We start from the raw sequence: 16,376 nt of genomic DNA on the forward strand, positions 1-16,376 counted from the left end.
GATTTCTACCTCTATATTTTTACCACAGCGCCAACTGTGTCGTGACCCCAGATGTATCGACCCCACCCAATTCGGCATAATGATACAACTGCCCAAGCAACTGACGAATTGGCGGACCTGACTTGGCATGGGTATCAGTGATCACAATAAACTCTAACACACGCGCACGCTCAGACTGACGCTGTTTACTCACGCGATAACGCGGTACATCCTGCGTTAATAAAGTCACGCGACCTCGCTCCAAATTGGCTTTGAGCAAGTCCCCCGCTTCAATATTACCATCGGTTGAATAACTGGTCAGAATGTAACGTGCATTGATGGTGGACAGTAATTTCTCGTATGCTTCTTTAGCATACTTTGACGAGTTATAAGGGCTCGGACGCTCTTTGCGCCACGCACGGTCAATTCCGCTTTTAAAGCCTTTGGTGTCTGGTGTCGGCAAATCCACCTGATCCCATAGTGTTAAAGCATTTAAAACATGATAGTTACTGCTGTAGGCATGCTGGTTATAGGGTGGATCTAGATAAGCTACATCGACCTCAAAACTGCTCATTTGATTTGCCAAATGCTGTGCATCGACACACCACATTTCAGCCATCGGATTCTTTTGCTTATTATCACCCACTTCACTAAAACGACTTGGAGTCAACCACAACAAGGATTCAATCCGCTCTAGCGCTGTTTGGGTTTTACCGCCCCAACCGTGGTGGAAGCTTTTAAAGACGCCGGAAGTATTGCTGACAAAACTTGCAGAATACAGCAACGGTGCCAGTAAAGCAGACATCTCCACATCATCGATTGCCCCTTGTGCCTGCCATGTGGCAATTTGCTGACGAATCGCATCAATGCGCATGCCGTTGCGACGCTTAAAGAACAAACGATCTCGGCTTGGATCATAAATCTCATCATTTCGCGGACACAGATTATGCGTTACCCAGCCCTTAACTTCAGGCAAGCGGTTTAAATAATCAATGGCTTTTTGATAACCACCCAACTCTTTAAATGCAGGCGCTTCGGTACAAGCCAAAATGGCATGGTTCAGCGCATGGCTATATGGTTCCCAGTCATTGGCAATCACGCGATAACCATTTTGACGCGCCAAACGCGAGACCACGCCCGAACCTGCAAAGAAGTCAGCAAAAATAGGCGCACGACCATCTGCACGGTTTAAAGTCCCTGTACTCTCAAGCGCCTCTAAAATCAGATGCAACAGACGGCGCTTATTCCCCAAATAAGGAACAAGTTGATGAAATAGATATTCATCGGTGGTACGTGCCGCGTGACGACGTTTATGATAAACCGTAGACTCTGAACTCATAATGACTCTTGAGAAGGGATAAGCGTTAAGCGTACATCATCACCCAATTGTGTGACATCCATGAGCTTAAAGCGGAGTTGCTCTGCCATCTGAGAAAACTCAGCATTGAACATTGCACGTGCAGACTGACCCAATAAGGTCGGTGCCACATAACTAATCATTTCATCGACCAACTTCTCTTGTAAAAAAGCTGTCGATAACGTTGCACCTGCTTCAACCATGACATCGTAAATTTGATGCGATTGAACCAACTGCGTTAATAACTGATCTAAAGGCTGTACAGCAAACTGTAGCACGCCTAAATCAGCCAATGCTTGACGATAAGGCCCCATCACCATCACGGTATCCGGCTGCTGTAAAATTTGGGCCGTCAGCGGCAAGCGGCCTTGACGGTCTAACACCAGACGTTTCGGTTGTACAACCATTGTCAGATCCGCAACACCCTGAAGCTGTCTAACATTGAGCTGAGGATCATCGGCCAGTATGGTTTCAATGCCCGTGATCACGACACCAGAAATGGCACGAAAATGCTGAACATCCAACCGTGCGGCTGGGCCTGTAATCCATTTCGACTCACCCGAAGCCATCGCCGTTCGACCATCTAAACTAGAGGCAACTTTTAAACGCACATAAGGCATGCCAGTAGCCATAGCTTTTAAAAAACCCGCATTCAACTGATGCGCTTCGATTTGGCAAATACCGACATCGACCTCAATGCCTGCTTCTTTTAAAATTTGTACCCCTTTACCAGCCACCAAGGGGTTGGGGTCTGGACAGGCAATCACAACGCGCGCCACACCTGCCTCGACCAAACCTTTGGCACACGGCGGTGTACGCCCATAATGCGCACAAGGTTCTAAAGTGACATAAGCCGTTGCGCCTTGGGTCTGCTCACCCGCTTCGCGCATCGCAAAAACTTCTGCATGGGGCTGACCCGCTTTAGGGTGATAACCTGTTCCCAGCAACTGCCCATCTTTGACAATGACACAGCCTACATTTGGATTTGGCTTGGTGCTGTATTGACCTTGCAGTGCTAAAGCAATCGCTTGTTTCATCCAAGCTTGGTCAGCGTGTAAAGCACTAGACTGTAATTCAGACATGGATGCCAACTCGCTTAATGTTCACGTTGTTGCATTTGTTCAATTTGGTGACGAAAGGCATCGACATCTTGAAAGTCTTGATAGACCGATGCAAAACGCACATACGCAACATGATCCAACGAAAATAAAGATTGCATGACAATTTCACCAATGGTGCGTGATTTCACATCACGCTCACCTAAACGGCGGATTTGCAGCTGAATATCGCTCAAGACGGTTTCAATTTGCTCTTGCGTCACGGGACGTTTTTGTAAAGCATGCATCAAGGAGCGACGCAATTTTGCTTCATCAAAAGGTTCACTTTTGCCATCCGACTTGATCACACGAGGCATGACCACTTCATAACTTTCAAAGGTTGTGAATCGTTCACCACAACTAATACATTCACGACGACGACGAATTTGACAACCTTCAGCGGCCAAACGTGAGTCGATCACTTTACTGTCTTCAGCGTTGCAAAATGGACAATGCATAGTGGTTAAATTGAACAAATTTGAATGGTTTTAGAGTGTAGCAAAAATTCGGTGTTTTGTAGAGTTTTACTCTAGATATAGAAAAAAAACAGCCCTTTCGGGCTGTTTCACACAATATATTGATTATACTGTTTATTTATTATTCTATTGATTAGTCCACGCGTTCGCCATGTTGGCTCAAGTCTAGGCCCATACGTTCATCATCAGATTCAACGCGAATTCCAATCACCAGATCAATCACTTTTAAGATAATGAAGGTTAATACTGCTGAGTATGCAATCGTTGCCAATACCCCTTCAACTTGAACCCAAAGTTGATGCATTACATCACTTGGTGCTTTGTCGCCCATGATGAAATCGCTTGCAAAGAATGCTGTTAAGATTGCACCGACAATACCACCCACACCGTGTAAACCAAACGCATCTAAAGAGTCATCGGCTTTTAAAGCACGTTTCAATGCACTAATACCCCAGAAGCACACCACACCACCGATTAAACCCATCGCCAGTGCACCACCGACAGTCACAAACCCTGCTGCTGGTGTAATCACTACCAGACCAGCAACCGCACCAGATGCAGCACCAAGTACTGAACCTTTACCACGTGCAACTTTTTCAGTAATTAACCAAGAGATTGCCGCTGCTGCTGCTGCTACTTGAGTCACGAGCAATGCATAACCTGCTGAGCCGTTTGCGCCCAATGCAGAACCACCGTTGAAACCAAACCAACCGACCCATAGTAAGCTTGCACCCACAACGGTTAATGCCAAGTTGTGTGGAGCCATTGATTCACGGCCTAAGCCCATACGTTTGCCCAGCATATATGCAGCAACCAAACCTGCCACACCTGAGTTGATGTGTACAACGGTACCGCCGGCAAAGTCGAGTGCACCATCATTTGCTAACCAACCACCACCCCATACCCAGTGAGTAATTGGTGCATAGACCACGACTACCCAAATCGAGATGAAAGCGATAAATGCGCCGAATTTCATCCGTTCTGCAATTGAACCACTAATAATGGCAACCGTAATGATGGCAAAGGTCATTTGGAAAATAACGAATAAAACTTCAGGAATCGTCCCTGTGAGTGCATCTGTGGTAATCCCAGTCAGCATGAACTTATCTAAGCCACCGATAAAGGCATTGCCCTCACCAAAGGCCAATGTATAACCAATGATGACCCATGCAATACTCACCACTGCCGCAGCAACAAAGCTATGTGCCATAGTGCTTAAGACGTTTTTCTTACGAACCATACCGCCGTAGAATAACGCTAAACCTGGAATGGTCATTAATAAAACCAGTGCTGTGGAGACTAAAATCCACGCCGTATCACCTGTGTCTAATGTTGGTTCTTCTTCTGCAGGTGCGGGTGCTTCTACTGGAGCAGCAACGGCTTCAACCGCTTGTACTGCTGGAGCAGCCACATCCGTTGTTTCAACCACTGTGACTTGTTCTGATGGCGTTGGCGCTGTTGCTGCTTCTTCAGCCCAAGCAACAGAACCACCTAAAAGTGCGCCAGATAAGCTCAGCGCGAATAGCATCTTTTTCATTCGTATCCCCCAACCTAATTTGTGCGAGTTATGTGTTACTCAGCAAACTTCATGCCAAATTAAACGGCATCGGCACCTGTTTCACCTGTACGGATACGGATGACTTGCTCTAAATTTGTGACGAAAATTTTACCGTCGCCAATTTTTCCTGTGCTAGCAACACGTGTGATTGACTCAATCACCGCATCGACCATTTCATCACTGATCGCGATTTCGATTTTTACTTTTGGTAAGAAATCAACAACATATTCAGCGCCACGATAAAGTTCAGTATGACCTTTTTGACGACCAAAGCCTTTGACTTCAGTTACCGTGATCCCTTGAACACCAATTTCAGACAGTGCTTCACGCACATCATCCAATTTAAACGGTTTTACAATTGCAGTTACGAGCTTCATGTTTGTTTTCCTTCGGCTTATTTCACCAGTAAGGTTTTATGTTCAAATTTCATGCCAAAAATTCTTAGGTTGGGGGGAAAAGAAAGTCTGACATGAGTTTTCTTTATACCCTATTCTATACATTTAAATGCGTTTTGAGCTTCAAAATTCAGGTTTTTTAGTCGAAGATTTATGATTTTTTTACAATCGATGAAATCATATTTCATCTGAAAGGCTATAGAGTCAGAAGCAGCAATGGTACACTGCTGTCACTTCTCCAACTGTTGGATATAGAAATGATTGAAACTTTATTACAAGCCATACTGGAACAAGTCGAACAACCTAAACAAGACTTAGAACATAATTTACGCGCACTGCTCAATGAAGCGGTGACCAAGATGGATTTGGTTTCCAAAGATGAAATTGAGCGTCAACGTACTGCACTGAATAATGCCAATTTGCGTTTAAATGACTTATTGAAACAAGTAGAAGCTTTAGAGTTACGCATTCAGAACAAAAAATGAGCACCTGTTTGGTGCAACAAAAGACGCATAACGAATTAAAATAATGCACTATAATGGAACAAAAGATGTCTTTTGCCAAAATTTACACTCGAGCTTTGCTCGGTTTACACGCACCTTCGGTTGAAGTTGAAGTTCATCTGAGCCAAGGACTACCCTCTTTAACCATTGTGGGGCTTCCTGAAGCAGCCGTTCGGGAAAGCAAAGATCGGGTGCGCTCCGCCATTATCAATAGTGGCTTTCAGTTTCCGACCAAACGCCTCACCATCAACCTTGCACCCGCAGACCTGCCCAAAGACAGTTCACGGTTGGATTTGCCTATTGCACTGGGTATTTTAATTGCCTCTGGTCAGCTCCCTGAGCAAGGAACTGAAAATTTTGAATTTATAGGTGAGTTGGCACTTGATGGGCAACTGCGACCAATTTCAGGTACTTTAAGTATTGCGATTGCCTGCCAGCAAGCTGGGCATCAACTGATTTTACCTGAGGCCAATGCGCAAGAAGCCTCTCAACTGCCCAACTTTCAAGTGTTTGCAGCGCAACATTTAAAACAAGTCTGTGAGCATCTGTCGCAAAACCATCTCATCCAACAGTTTCAACCCACGGCGCTAAAAGCCTCACAGCACTACAAATTTGATTTGGCCGATGTTAAAGGTCAACTGCGTCCAAGACGCGCCTTAGAGATTGCGGCAGCAGGTGGTCATTCTTTACTGTTTAAAGGGCCACCAGGGACAGGAAAAACCCTATTGGCTTCACGTTTAGCCAGTATTCTACCGCCCCTGAACACACAAGAAAATTTGGAAGTAGCGAGTATTTACTCGGTGGCCAATCATCAACATCCTTTTGGACAGCGGCCATTTCGTGCACCGCACCATACAGCTTCTGCAGTTGCCCTAGTCGGTGGCGGGTCACAACCCAAACCCGGTGAAATTACTTTGGCACATAAAGGCGTGCTGTTTTTAGATGAACTACCAGAGTTTGACCGCAAGGTGTTGGAGGTTTTAAGACAGCCGATTGAAGCCAAAGAGATTGTGATTTCGCGTGCTTCACGGCAGATCACCTTTCCAGCCAATTTCCAACTGATTGCTGCAATGAATCCGTGTCCCTGTGGTTATGCGTTTAATCAAGATAGCCGTTGTCAGTGCTCAGCCGAGGCGATTAAACGCTACCAAAACCGCATTTCAGGGCCGTTACTGGATCGGATTGATTTACATATTGATGTACCACCCTTGCATGCATCTGAATTGCAGGACACACAAGTCGTAGAAGACTCGGCAACTGTACGTGAGCGCGTGATTCAAGCTTATCAATGGCAAATGCAGCGCCAAGCTTGTCTCAATATGGCTTTATCACCCAAACAACTCGAACAATTCGCACCGCTAGATGGACAAGCGGCTTTAATCTTTGAAAAAGCACAACAGCGTTTAAATTTGTCTGCTCGGGGTTATCACCGCATTTTAAGAGTGGCCAGAACCATTGCGGATTTGGCCCAGTCAGAGCACATCCAAACAGGACATTTGACCGAAGCTCTCTCCTACCGACAGCAAAATGCCTAAAAATCGCTAAATTCCACATAGAAAAACCCCTCTAGTCCATAGGACTAGAGGGGTTTTGAAGATGCTAAAACTTAGAAAGTTTTAGTTAAAGTAAATACGGCACCTGTTTCTACACCACGTGCTGTCGCATGATTCATATCATCAGTATCAATATTGGTTCCTACTGCTGCCAATTCTGCTGTTGCACCAGGAATAGACTGGAATGCATAGGTCACACCCACTTTCCAATCGACATAATTGTCATCATCACCAAATGAATATTTATCTTCATCACTGACCACGGTATAACCCACATTCGCAACGCCACCAAAGCCCGTTGAACCAAATGGAATTGCATACCCAGCATTGATGTTCCAGCTGTCTGTATCTGCTGCAACATAGTCATTGGTATAGTTCACATTGGTCAGTAGACTGTCTCCTTCAGTAAAGACACTCCCGAAAGTTAATTTGCCATAAAATTCTAACCAGTTCAGATCATCTGCACTTGGATAGTTGTAGTACACCATACCCACATCAAGCACTGGCTTGCTGGCAAAGCTTTCTAATGTTGTTGCAAAACCAATCGATGGATCGAGCTCTAAGCTCGGTGAACCTTCACCAAAATCAACATTTGAACCCCAAAGACCCAAATACAAGCCTGAGTCATGTGCCAAAGTAAAGCCCGCTTGTACCGCTGGATCATTTTGGGTTTGAGTTAAACCACGGAAACGATAGTCAGTTGTTAGAGCAGCACTTCCACTAAAAGAGAAACCAAACGGTAATGCTGGCTCGTCATCTGCGAAAGTGAATGTAGAAGCTGAAGCCACCACAGCTAAAGATAATGCTTTAAGTGCAAATTTCATTGTTTGATTCCCCCACATCGTATCCGACGTTTTTTGGTTATTTCGATAAACTCATGTAGGTAGTAGCAATAGCTATGCCACATTCAACTCAATATCAGATACGCTCTTTACAAAATCATTACAAATGATTGTTTTTATTAAAATTATATAAAATATAAAAAATTGAGCTCACCCTCAGCTTGATCGTTAAACATCTTCGCGGTGAATTGAAGCCAAGCCCATCAAGCAAACATAATTGTTTACAATATGCGCTATTTTGAGACTCATCTTTGGAACGTACGTTTTTAAGTGCATAAAAAAAGTGCATCCCCAACCGATCTGGATGCACTTTTCATATCTGCAACATTTAGAAGTTGTAAGTTAAACCCAGCACCAGATGGTCCTCTAAATCCTCGCCCATACGATTATGTACACCATAAATATAATCCGCAGACATCTCGATCCCTGTTTCTGCAAAGGGTCTACTCAGGCCTAAGCGAACTTCATTAACAGTAAAGTTCTTCTCTGTAGTGAGTATGGCATCATCCTGCTGCCGATAAATCGATGCACCAAGTGAACTATTGAGTTGAAAGTTTTGTGGAAGGGCATAATGATGTGCAAGGCTTAAATAGGTATCACCTGCATTGGCATAGCTCACATCCACTAAAGCCACTGTGACGCCTACATCAAAGTCTTTATAGCTCAAACTATTTACAAATTCCGCTCCAGTCGTACTTCGGCGTTCTGTGCGATCTTCATTATAGACCGAGCCGCCATCATTATATAAATAAGTCACAATATGTGAGCGATAGCTTAAATCTGGACTGAGTGTGCCTGCATAACCCATATAAAAGTCATGCTCAACACCGTGATCTTTGCTGACATCTGCTGCATCATAATTCAGTGTTGAAGCCCAATAACCAGCATATAGACCAGATGCATGTTCATATTCAAGCCCTGCTTGTAGGGTAGGCTGATCATTTTCAATACCCCCACGATAAATATACTGACTGAGCACAGCAAGGCTTCCACTAAGTCCGCCTTCTGAACTTTGTTGCTGGGGCTCACTTGCGTTGGCCGACATACTGCCAGTGAAAAAAATTAAAAATAGTGCAATTTTATGTGAATTCTTATGCATTTAAGCTCTCAAAATTTCTTTAGACATGAATCACTTACTGATTCAATACCTATAAATTCTAAAGCTATTTTTTAACAATAGGTCAATTTTATCTAGGCAACTGCTGTGTAATTCATCGTTTGCCAATCTGGCTATGGGTTATTCTGAACCGATTACAGACGACTAGAAATGACTGAACACTTTGATTCATAAGCTAAAATGACCTCACAATCTATATATTATATTCTGCAATACATAGCAAAAAACAGAATGAGGAAGAGAAAAATAATTTGATGTTTTATAAAGATTTATTTTAGTAAACCGAATATTTTAACCAAAATAAAAATATTTCAAACATATCACTTACAAAAAAATGCATTACTTTAGTTGAATATATTAAATAAAAATGACAATTTTTCATCGATTACTTATACAATTGCTGTTCTCTTTCCATCCAATTTGTATAAGGTTCGCTCCCCAATGCAAAACACAAAAAAATTAGCATTAGCAGTTTTAGTACAAACTGCACTTATATCAACAGCTTTTGCGAGTGAGCAAAGTGAATCTAAAGGTTTCGTTGAGGACGCTGAAGGATCAGTGTTATTCCGTACTGGTTATTTAAGTCGTGACAAGAAAAATGGCGTAGCTGATACAAGTTCAGCAGCTCAAACCGCGATGGTTAAAATTGAGTCTGGTTATACTCAAGGTATCGTTGGGTTTGGTTTAGGCGTAGTTGGTGATGGTTCGTTCAAATTAGGCGAAAATAACCATGCTGGCAACCAAATGATTCCATTGCACAACAATGGTGCAAAAGATTCAAATGGCCATGTTGATGCTTATGACCACTGGGCTCGTGGTGGCGGTATCGTCAAAGCGCGTATTTCAAATACTGAAGTGCGTTATGGTACTCAAGTACTCGATTTACCTGTTCTTGCAAGTAATACTGGACGTATGGTTCCTGAATATTTTACAGGTACTTTATTAACTAGCCACGAAATCAAGAATCTTGAAATTGTTGCTGGTAAATTTACTAAGAACCAAATGTCTGATCAAATCAAAACCGATGCTGACGTCAATGGCAATGGTCTTGATCGTGCAATTGTTTGGGGAGCTAAGTACAAATTTGATGACAATTTAAATGCATCTTATTATGGCTTAGACAGCAAAAATGCTCTTGAACGTCATTATGTAAATGTGAACTTTAAACAGCCTTTAGCGAATGACAGTTCATTAACTTACGATTTAAGTGCTTATCATACTAAGTTTGATGAAGCAGCAAATACTTATTCACAAACCACTGATAACTTATCAGATCGTAAGAATGATATTTGGGCTCTTTCTACAGCTTATAATACTGGCGCACATAACATCATGGTTGCATACCAACAAAACAGTGGTAATGTTGGTTATGACTATGGTCAAAATGCTGATGGCTTCCAAAGTATATACCTTCCAAACTCATACCTTTCTGACTTTATTGGTAACGATGAAAAATCTGCCCAAATCCAGTACAGTCTTGATTTTGGTAAATTAGGTATATTACCAGGTCTAAACTGGACAACTGCATTTGTATACGGTTGGGATATCAAAGTCAAAGATATGACGAATGATGCGCAAGAGCATGAATTCTTTAACCAAGTGAAATATACAGTTCAATCTGGTTTTGCTAAAGATGCGAGCTTACGTTTACGTCATTCGTACTACCGTGCAAGTGATGAATATCAAACAAATGCATACATTGGTGACACCAACGAATGGCGTGTTTGGTTAGACATTCCTGTGAAATTCTTCTAATTTCTATGGAAAAGCTAATCTAATAAAAAACCTGCATATTGTGCAGGTTTTTTATTGAAGCCTACAATCAAACACAGTTCAATCGAGGCTTCATAGACAGAATTATTTTGCTGCTTCGATTGCTTTAAGCACTTCTTGCTTAGCAACTTCAGAACCTTCCCAACCAGTTAATTTAACCCACTTTCCTGGCTCTAAGTCTTTATAGTGCGCGAAGAAGTGTTCAACTTGTTGAATCAATAAAGCTGGAAGATCGGTATATTCTTTCACGTCTTTATAAATTGGCGTTAACTTGTCATGTGGAACTGCGATCAATTTCGCATCGATACCACCGTCATCTTCCATGTTCAATTTACCCACAGGACGGCAACGAATTACTGAGCCTGGTTCAACTGGATGCGGCGTTACAACAAGTACATCTAATGGATCACCATCTTCAGACAAGGTGTTTGGTACATAACCATAGTTCGCTGGGTAGAACATTGCTGTACCCATGAAACGATCTACAAAAAGTGCATCCGAATCTTTATCAATTTCATATTTGATTGGTGCTGCATTTGCAGGGATTTCGATGATCACGTAGATATCGTTCGGTGCATCTTTACCCGCAGGGATATTGCTGTAGCTCATAACATCACTCTTTAACAAGTTAAATCTTTTAAAAACCGCATCGATTATAACGGTTTTTGAGAAAAAAATATTTCTGCGATTATACATCCACTGGGTGAAAATATGTATGTTTCGCACTTAGCCCATCGTCAGTCGAATGACCAACAATAATAAACAAATAGGACACAGTAGTGACAACAGCCAAACGATCGATCGAAGCGTCGACCAGTTGGCCAAATAGCAAATCCCATACACCACACGAAAGACAAGATAGGCAATACCAAAAGTCATGGTGACCACTTGCGGAATCACCATATATTCAGCCATTAAAATGGCTGCAATAAATAAGGGTAAACTCTCAAAGCTATTTTGCTGTGCAGCATTGGCACGTGCAGCCAGACCAGTCGTCTTGGCTAGAAATTCACGCGGATGTTGATTATCTTTGGCGCGAAATCCTGCTGTTTTTTTAGCAATGATTGTAAATACGTAAGGCAGTAAACAAGCAATTAAAATGAGATAAATAATCCCGCTAATGCTTTGCATTGGTTTTTTCTCATCAAGATCATTTCGACGGCTATCATAGCATGGCATTCCGAGGATAAATTTGGTTAAATTATAGTGTTTTTATAATTTCCCGATGAGACTCCAGCATGGCTAGCCCTGATCAAAAAGAAATGTTCGACGTGCTCGAAATTCAGCGTCAACATCAACGCCAAGTGGATCGTGTTTTAAAGATTGTGCTTCCCGTTACTGCATTTTTATTGGCGGTCATTTGTGCCAATATGAATATTGGTTCGACTCTTGGCACACTGGTCATGCTGATTATTGCATTTTGGATGGTCGGGATTAAACGTCAAAACCTATGGTCTTGGTTGCTTGCAGTGACCGTCTATTGTCTGATCGATAATATCCTGAGTTTTGGTAGTTTTGCTTTCCCAGCCTTTAGTCGTCAGTGCGGTACGATGCTGACCTTTGTTGGCATCTTGGGCATTGGCCGTCCCTATATTGATCGCTGGTTAATGAAGAATTAAATGCGAACATAAAAAAAGCGCCTGATGGCGCTTTTTTTATTTGAACTTAAGCTGTTTTACGTAAATCTTTACGTAGGATTTTACCTACGTTTGATTTCGGTAACTCATCTAAGAATTCAACATAACGCGGACGTTTGTAACCCGTTAAGTTCTCTTTCGCAAAGGCCAAGACTTCTTCTGTGGTTAAAGATGGATCTTTCTTCACTACAAACAGTTTTGGTACTTCACCTGATTTTTCATCAGGTACACCAATGGCAGCTACTTCCAATACTTTAGGATGCTTTGAAACCACTTCTTCGATTTCTGAAGGGTAAACGTTAAAGCCTGACACCAAAATCATGTCTTTCTTACGGTCTACAATTTTCACATAGCCGCGAGGGTCCATGACACCAATATCACCTGTACGGAAGAAACCATCTTCAGTCATCACTTTAGCCGTTTCATCTGGACGGTTCCAATAGCCACGCATCACTTGTGGACCACGGATTGAAATCTCACCTTGTTCGCCCAGTGCAACTTCCTTCCCATCATCATCCAAAATCGCAACTTCAGTTAATGGCAATGGAATACCAATGGTGCCACTGAACTCTTCAGATGCAGGTGGATTTGCCGTTGCAACTGGTGAAGTTTCAGATAGACCGTAACCTTCGATAATGTTGGTTCCAGTAATTCGCTTCCACGCTTCAGCTGTAGAAGGAAGAACTGCCATACCACCACCCATTGCCATTTTTAATTTGCTGTGGTCGAGTTGCTTAAACTCTTCATTGTTCACCAAGGCATTGAATAAAGTATTCACTGCTGGGAAGAATGATGGTTGATATTTACGTAATTCTTTCATCACCGCAGGTAAGTCACGCGGGTTTGGAATCAAAACGTTGGCTTGACCTTTGTACATACCGTACATCGCACAGACCATGAACGCAAAAATATGATATAGCGGTAAGGCACAGAAAATGCGGTCATCAGGCTGACCATCTTGTGCACCAAATTTACTTTGGAAAATACCGTCACACTGCAACATGTTCGCCACAAGGTTGCGATGCGTCAGTTCTGCACCTTTAGATACCCCTGTAGTGCCGCCAGTATACTGAAGCACTGCTGTGTCACTTAATGTTAAGTTCGGGCGCTTATAGTTACTCGCACTAACTTTCGACATTGCCGCATTAAAGCGAATATGGCCAGGAATATTCCATGCTGGAATTTGCTTACGCACAGAACGTAATACAAAGTTCACCAGTGTGCCTTTTAATGCACCCAACATGTCACCTACAGAGGCAATCACAACATGTTTAACTGGGGTTTTACCATTAATCGCTTGATAAACAGAGGCAAAGTTTTCGATGATCACTAAAACTTCTGAACCCGAGTCATTTAACTGATGTTCAAGTTCACGCGCGGTATACAGTGGATTGACGTTAACCAGTACTAAACCTGCACGGAATACACCCAAAGCAACGATAGGATACTGAAGAACGTTCGGCATCATCACAGCGACACGTGAGCCTTTTGCTAGACCCAAACTTTGTAAATACGTTGCAAATTTACGGCTTGCTTCTTCTAACTCACTAAAAGTAAGCACTTTATCCATAAAGATAAAAGCATCACGAGAGCCAAATTTTTGGAAATTTCGTTCAAAAACATCTACTAATGACGTGTTTTCTGGTGGCAATTCTACAGTCTCTGGAATCCCCGTTTTTTGGTATTCTGCGAACCAAATTTTTTCCATATCGCCCGATTCTCCTATCAGTAATCCTTAAATTTCAACTATTGTTCTCAATATTAAGCGCTCTTTATTTAACTTGTGTTGCTTAATACTGCATCCATTTCCCGCATACATACCATATATAACGTATTTTGATCAATGGATGCTAGTTTTATCTCTGAACTAACAGTTTATTTGCTTTTTGATAACCACGTGGTAATAACTGGCCTTTTGATGCTCTTTTGCCTATGTATTTTTGCAAGTCATCACCCTTCAATTTTAATTGCTGCTGTCCTGCAACGACTTGCAGTATTTCATCTAGCGTTAATCTTGTCATGAATACAATTTGATCTTTCTCTTCAAGTTGTATCAATTTATTACCTTTACCTTTATTCAAAACAGGCAACTCTGACAACTCTAAAATCAACAAACGACCCGTTGAGGTCAGTAACGCCAAATGGGTGGCCTGATCAACACTGGTTAACGGCATAACTGTGGCTTTTTCAGGTAAAGTAAGGAAGGCTTTCCCTGCTTTTGCATTGGTATCTAACTGTTTTGCCTGTGTTTTAAAACCATACCCTTTGCTACTTAGCGCTATGACTTCGGCTTCATCATCAGCAATGAAGACTTGTTTAAAACCGATACCACTGGCTGGAGACAATTTTGAACTCAACGGTTCGCCTAGACCACGCGCGGAAGGTAGGCTATTAATGGCTAGTGCATAACTACGCCCTGACTCATCCAGCACATACACGCGCTGATTCGATTTGCCTTGCGCATTACTGAGGTATTGATCGCCTGCACGGAAGTTCAGGTTTTCGGCATCAACTTCATGACCTTTGGCTGAACGAATCCACCCCGCTTCAGACAAGACCACGGTCACAGGATCAGCAGGCATGAAGTCTTGCTCACTCATCGCCGTCGCTTCTGCACGATGCACGATTGGTGAACGACGGTCATCGCCGTATTTTTTTGCATCATCTTTGAGTTCATTGATGATCAAAGCTTTTAAAGACTCAGGATTGGCCAACTGTTCACGAATCAGTGCAGCTTTGGCTTCTAACTCTTCTTGCTCACGGCGCATTTCCATTTCTTCAAGTCGAGCCAAATGACGTAACTTGAGTTCTAAAATGGCTTCAGCCTGAATATCATCAATATTAAAACGTGACATCAACTCCGCTTTAGGCTGTTCTTCTTCACGAATAATACGAATCACTTCATCAATATTTAAATAGGCAATAATCAAACCGCCCAAAATATGTAAGCGTTTTTCAATTTTATTCAGGTGATATTGCAGACGACGGGTGACGGTTTCCTTTCGAATTTCAATCCACTCCAGCAAAATACGACGAATCGATTTCACTTGTGGACGACCATCCGCACCAATCATGTTCATATTGACCCGATAGCTCGACTCAAGATCGGTGGTGGCAAAAAGGTGACTCATCACCGCTTCAGCATCAATCCGATTTGAGCGCAGTACGATTACTAAACGGGTTGGGTTTTGATGATCTGATTCATCTCGTACATCGCTCACCAAAGGCAGTTTTTTCGCCTGCATTTGATCTGCAATTTGCGAAATAACTTTCGAGCCTGACACTTGATAAGGCAAGTCCGTGATCACAATTTCATTTTTTTCGATGCGATACACCGAACGCATACGATAACTACCACGCCCTGTGCTTTGAATTTTTAACAGCTCTTCAGGTGGCGTAATAATTTCTGCTTTGGTTGGCAAATCGGGTGCAGGAATATATTCTGCAACTTTTTCATCGCTTAAATTTGGATTGCGAATTAAGGCAATGGTGCCTTTTACGACTTCACGCAGGTTGTGTGGTGGAATGTCCGTAGCCATACCAACCGCAATGCCTGTGGTGCCATTTAACAAAATATTCGGAATACGTGCAGGTAAAGTCACAGGCTCTTTCATCGAACCATCAAAGTTATCCTGCCAGTCACAAGTCCCCTGTCCCAGTTCAGACAAAAGCACTTCACTATACTGAGATAATTTGGCTTCGGTATAACGCATCGCCGCGAATGATTTCGGATCATCGGGAGAACCCCAGTTACCTTGACCCTCAATAAACGGATAACGATAACTAAAAGGCTGCGCCATCAGCACCATCGCTTCATAGCAGGCCGAATCACCATGCGGGTGATACTTACCGAGCACATCACCGACGGTACGCGCAGATTTTTTGGGTTTACCGCTGTGTTTCAGCCCCAATTCACTCATGGCATACACAATACGGCGTTGTACAGGTTTTAAACCATCGCTGATATGCGGTAAGGCACGATCCATGATCACGTACATGGCGTAATTGAGATATGCTTGTTCAGTAAATTCTGCTACGGAACGGTTTTCTGTCGCTTGATGCGCAAGGTTCGTCATAACAACCTGTCAT

Annotated in this window: 15 protein-coding genes; 4 read left to right on the top strand and 11 right to left on the bottom strand. The window is 42.7% G+C overall.

Features of this window, described 5'->3' with window-relative positions:
• Nucleotides 1–19 precede the first annotated feature (19 nt).
• The 5 genes from AXW61_RS06155 to glnK form a co-directional block, all read right to left on the bottom strand.
• A complete protein-coding gene (locus AXW61_RS06155; RefSeq protein WP_004692850.1) occupies nt 20–1,318 on the bottom strand; it encodes a DNA adenine methylase in 1,299 nt (432 codons plus the stop codon).
• Nucleotides 1,315–2,418, bottom strand: coding sequence for a bifunctional diaminohydroxyphosphoribosylaminopyrimidine deaminase/5-amino-6-(5-phosphoribosylamino)uracil reductase RibD (gene ribD, locus AXW61_RS06160; protein WP_062033308.1), 1,104 nt, complete (start codon nt 2,416–2,418; stop codon nt 1,315–1,317). Before ribD ends, AXW61_RS06155 begins: the two co-directional genes overlap by 4 nt.
• A 14-nt stretch (nt 2,419–2,432) precedes the next feature.
• The gene (gene nrdR / locus AXW61_RS06165; RefSeq protein WP_004692852.1) at nt 2,433–2,891 is read right to left on the bottom strand and encodes a transcriptional regulator NrdR; all 459 of its coding nucleotides are present in this window, start codon (nt 2,889–2,891) and stop codon (nt 2,433–2,435) included.
• 151 nt (nt 2,892–3,042) lie between these two features.
• Nucleotides 3,043–4,446, bottom strand: a complete 1,404-nt coding sequence (locus tag AXW61_RS06170; protein ID WP_010325684.1) for an ammonium transporter — start codon at nt 4,444–4,446, stop codon at nt 3,043–3,045.
• 59 nt (nt 4,447–4,505) lie between these two features.
• On the bottom strand, nt 4,506–4,844 hold the full coding sequence (gene glnK / locus AXW61_RS06175) for a P-II family nitrogen regulator (protein ID WP_004281042.1): 339 nt from the start codon (nt 4,842–4,844) through the stop codon (nt 4,506–4,508).
• Between the two features lie 275 nt (nt 4,845–5,119).
• Here glnK and AXW61_RS06180 point away from each other — a divergent pair, with 275 nt between their 5' ends.
• On the top strand, nt 5,120–5,347 hold the full coding sequence (locus tag AXW61_RS06180) for an accessory factor UbiK family protein (RefSeq protein ID WP_004692854.1): 228 nt from the start codon (nt 5,120–5,122) through the stop codon (nt 5,345–5,347).
• Nucleotides 5,348–5,412: 65 nt separating this feature from the next.
• Nucleotides 5,413–6,900 carry a YifB family Mg chelatase-like AAA ATPase gene (locus AXW61_RS06185; RefSeq protein ID WP_062033311.1) on the top strand — a complete coding sequence of 496 codons (1,488 nt, stop codon included), beginning with the start codon at nt 5,413–5,415 and terminating at the stop codon, nt 6,898–6,900.
• Between the two features lie 71 nt (nt 6,901–6,971).
• On the opposite strand, the gene AXW61_RS06190 is transcribed toward AXW61_RS06185, so the two are convergent.
• Together AXW61_RS06190 and AXW61_RS06195 are read right to left on the bottom strand one after the other, a co-directional pair.
• Complete coding sequence (locus tag AXW61_RS06190) at nt 6,972–7,742, bottom strand: TorF family putative porin (protein ID WP_062033369.1); 771 nt, start codon at nt 7,740–7,742, stop codon at nt 6,972–6,974.
• 346 nt (nt 7,743–8,088) lie between these two features.
• Nucleotides 8,089–8,859 carry a TorF family putative porin gene (locus tag AXW61_RS06195; protein ID WP_062033314.1) on the bottom strand — a complete coding sequence of 257 codons (771 nt, stop codon included), beginning with the start codon at nt 8,857–8,859 and terminating at the stop codon, nt 8,089–8,091.
• Nucleotides 8,860–9,318: 459 nt separating this feature from the next.
• Here AXW61_RS06195 and AXW61_RS06200 point away from each other — a divergent pair, with 459 nt between their 5' ends.
• Nucleotides 9,319–10,632: an OprD family outer membrane porin gene (locus AXW61_RS06200; protein WP_062033315.1), complete on the top strand. Its 1,314-nt coding sequence runs from the start codon at nt 9,319–9,321 to the stop codon at nt 10,630–10,632.
• Nucleotides 10,633–10,734: 102 nt separating this feature from the next.
• Here AXW61_RS06200 and ppa read toward each other — a convergent pair whose 3' ends face one another.
• A complete protein-coding gene (gene ppa, locus AXW61_RS06205) occupies nt 10,735–11,259 on the bottom strand; it encodes an inorganic diphosphatase (protein ID WP_062033318.1) in 525 nt (174 codons plus the stop codon).
• Between the two features lie 117 nt (nt 11,260–11,376).
• Entirely contained in the window at nt 11,377–11,781 is a 405-nt protein-coding gene (locus AXW61_RS06210) for an MAPEG family protein (RefSeq protein WP_005401007.1), read from the bottom strand.
• 107 nt (nt 11,782–11,888) lie between these two features.
• Here AXW61_RS06210 and AXW61_RS06215 point away from each other — a divergent pair, with 107 nt between their 5' ends.
• On the top strand, nt 11,889–12,269 hold the full coding sequence (locus AXW61_RS06215; RefSeq protein WP_062033321.1) for a hypothetical protein: 381 nt from the start codon (nt 11,889–11,891) through the stop codon (nt 12,267–12,269).
• Nucleotides 12,270–12,315: 46 nt separating this feature from the next.
• Here the strand turns inward: AXW61_RS06215 and AXW61_RS06220 are convergent, their stop codons facing one another.
• Nucleotides 12,316–13,995 carry an AMP-binding protein gene (locus tag AXW61_RS06220; protein WP_004692881.1) on the bottom strand — a complete coding sequence of 560 codons (1,680 nt, stop codon included), beginning with the start codon at nt 13,993–13,995 and terminating at the stop codon, nt 12,316–12,318.
• A 148-nt stretch (nt 13,996–14,143) separates the two neighbouring features.
• On the bottom strand, nt 14,144–16,363 hold the full coding sequence (parC, locus tag AXW61_RS06225; RefSeq protein ID WP_062033323.1) for a DNA topoisomerase IV subunit A: 2,220 nt from the start codon (nt 16,361–16,363) through the stop codon (nt 14,144–14,146).
• Nucleotides 16,364–16,376: the final 13 nt, after the last annotated feature.

The organism is Acinetobacter sp. BMW17, from assembly GCF_001592855.1.
GTDB lineage: Bacteria > Pseudomonadota > Gammaproteobacteria > Pseudomonadales > Moraxellaceae > Acinetobacter > Acinetobacter johnsonii.

Bases quoted from the DNA above. Each gene is read 5' to 3' on its own strand.
- AXW61_RS06185 (WP_062033311.1), top strand. From the start codon at position 5,413: ATGTCTTTTGCCAAAATTTACACTCGAGCTTTGCTCGGTTTACACGCA.
- ribD (WP_062033308.1), bottom strand. From the start codon at position 2,418: ATGTCTGAATTACAGTCTAGTGCTTTACACGCTGACCAAGCTTGGATG.
- AXW61_RS06200 (WP_062033315.1), top strand. From the start codon at position 9,319: ATGCAAAACACAAAAAAATTAGCATTAGCAGTTTTAGTACAAACTGCA.
- AXW61_RS06190 (WP_062033369.1), bottom strand. From the start codon at position 7,742: ATGAAATTTGCACTTAAAGCATTATCTTTAGCTGTGGTGGCTTCAGCT.
- ppa (WP_062033318.1), bottom strand. From the start codon at position 11,259: ATGAGCTACAGCAATATCCCTGCGGGTAAAGATGCACCGAACGATATC.
- AXW61_RS06170 (WP_010325684.1), bottom strand. From the start codon at position 4,446: ATGAAAAAGATGCTATTCGCGCTGAGCTTATCTGGCGCACTTTTAGGT.
- AXW61_RS06220 (WP_004692881.1), bottom strand. From the start codon at position 13,995: ATGGAAAAAATTTGGTTCGCAGAATACCAAAAAACGGGGATTCCAGAG.
- AXW61_RS06215 (WP_062033321.1), top strand. From the start codon at position 11,889: ATGGCTAGCCCTGATCAAAAAGAAATGTTCGACGTGCTCGAAATTCAG.
- glnK (WP_004281042.1), bottom strand. From the start codon at position 4,844: ATGAAGCTCGTAACTGCAATTGTAAAACCGTTTAAATTGGATGATGTG.
- parC (WP_062033323.1), bottom strand. From the start codon at position 16,363: ATGACGAACCTTGCGCATCAAGCGACAGAAAACCGTTCCGTAGCAGAA.
- AXW61_RS06155 (WP_004692850.1), bottom strand. From the start codon at position 1,318: ATGAGTTCAGAGTCTACGGTTTATCATAAACGTCGTCACGCGGCACGT.
- nrdR (WP_004692852.1), bottom strand. From the start codon at position 2,891: ATGCATTGTCCATTTTGCAACGCTGAAGACAGTAAAGTGATCGACTCA.
- AXW61_RS06195 (WP_062033314.1), bottom strand. From the start codon at position 8,859: ATGCATAAGAATTCACATAAAATTGCACTATTTTTAATTTTTTTCACT.
- AXW61_RS06180 (WP_004692854.1), top strand. From the start codon at position 5,120: ATGATTGAAACTTTATTACAAGCCATACTGGAACAAGTCGAACAACCT.
- AXW61_RS06210 (WP_005401007.1), bottom strand. From the start codon at position 11,781: ATGCAAAGCATTAGCGGGATTATTTATCTCATTTTAATTGCTTGTTTA.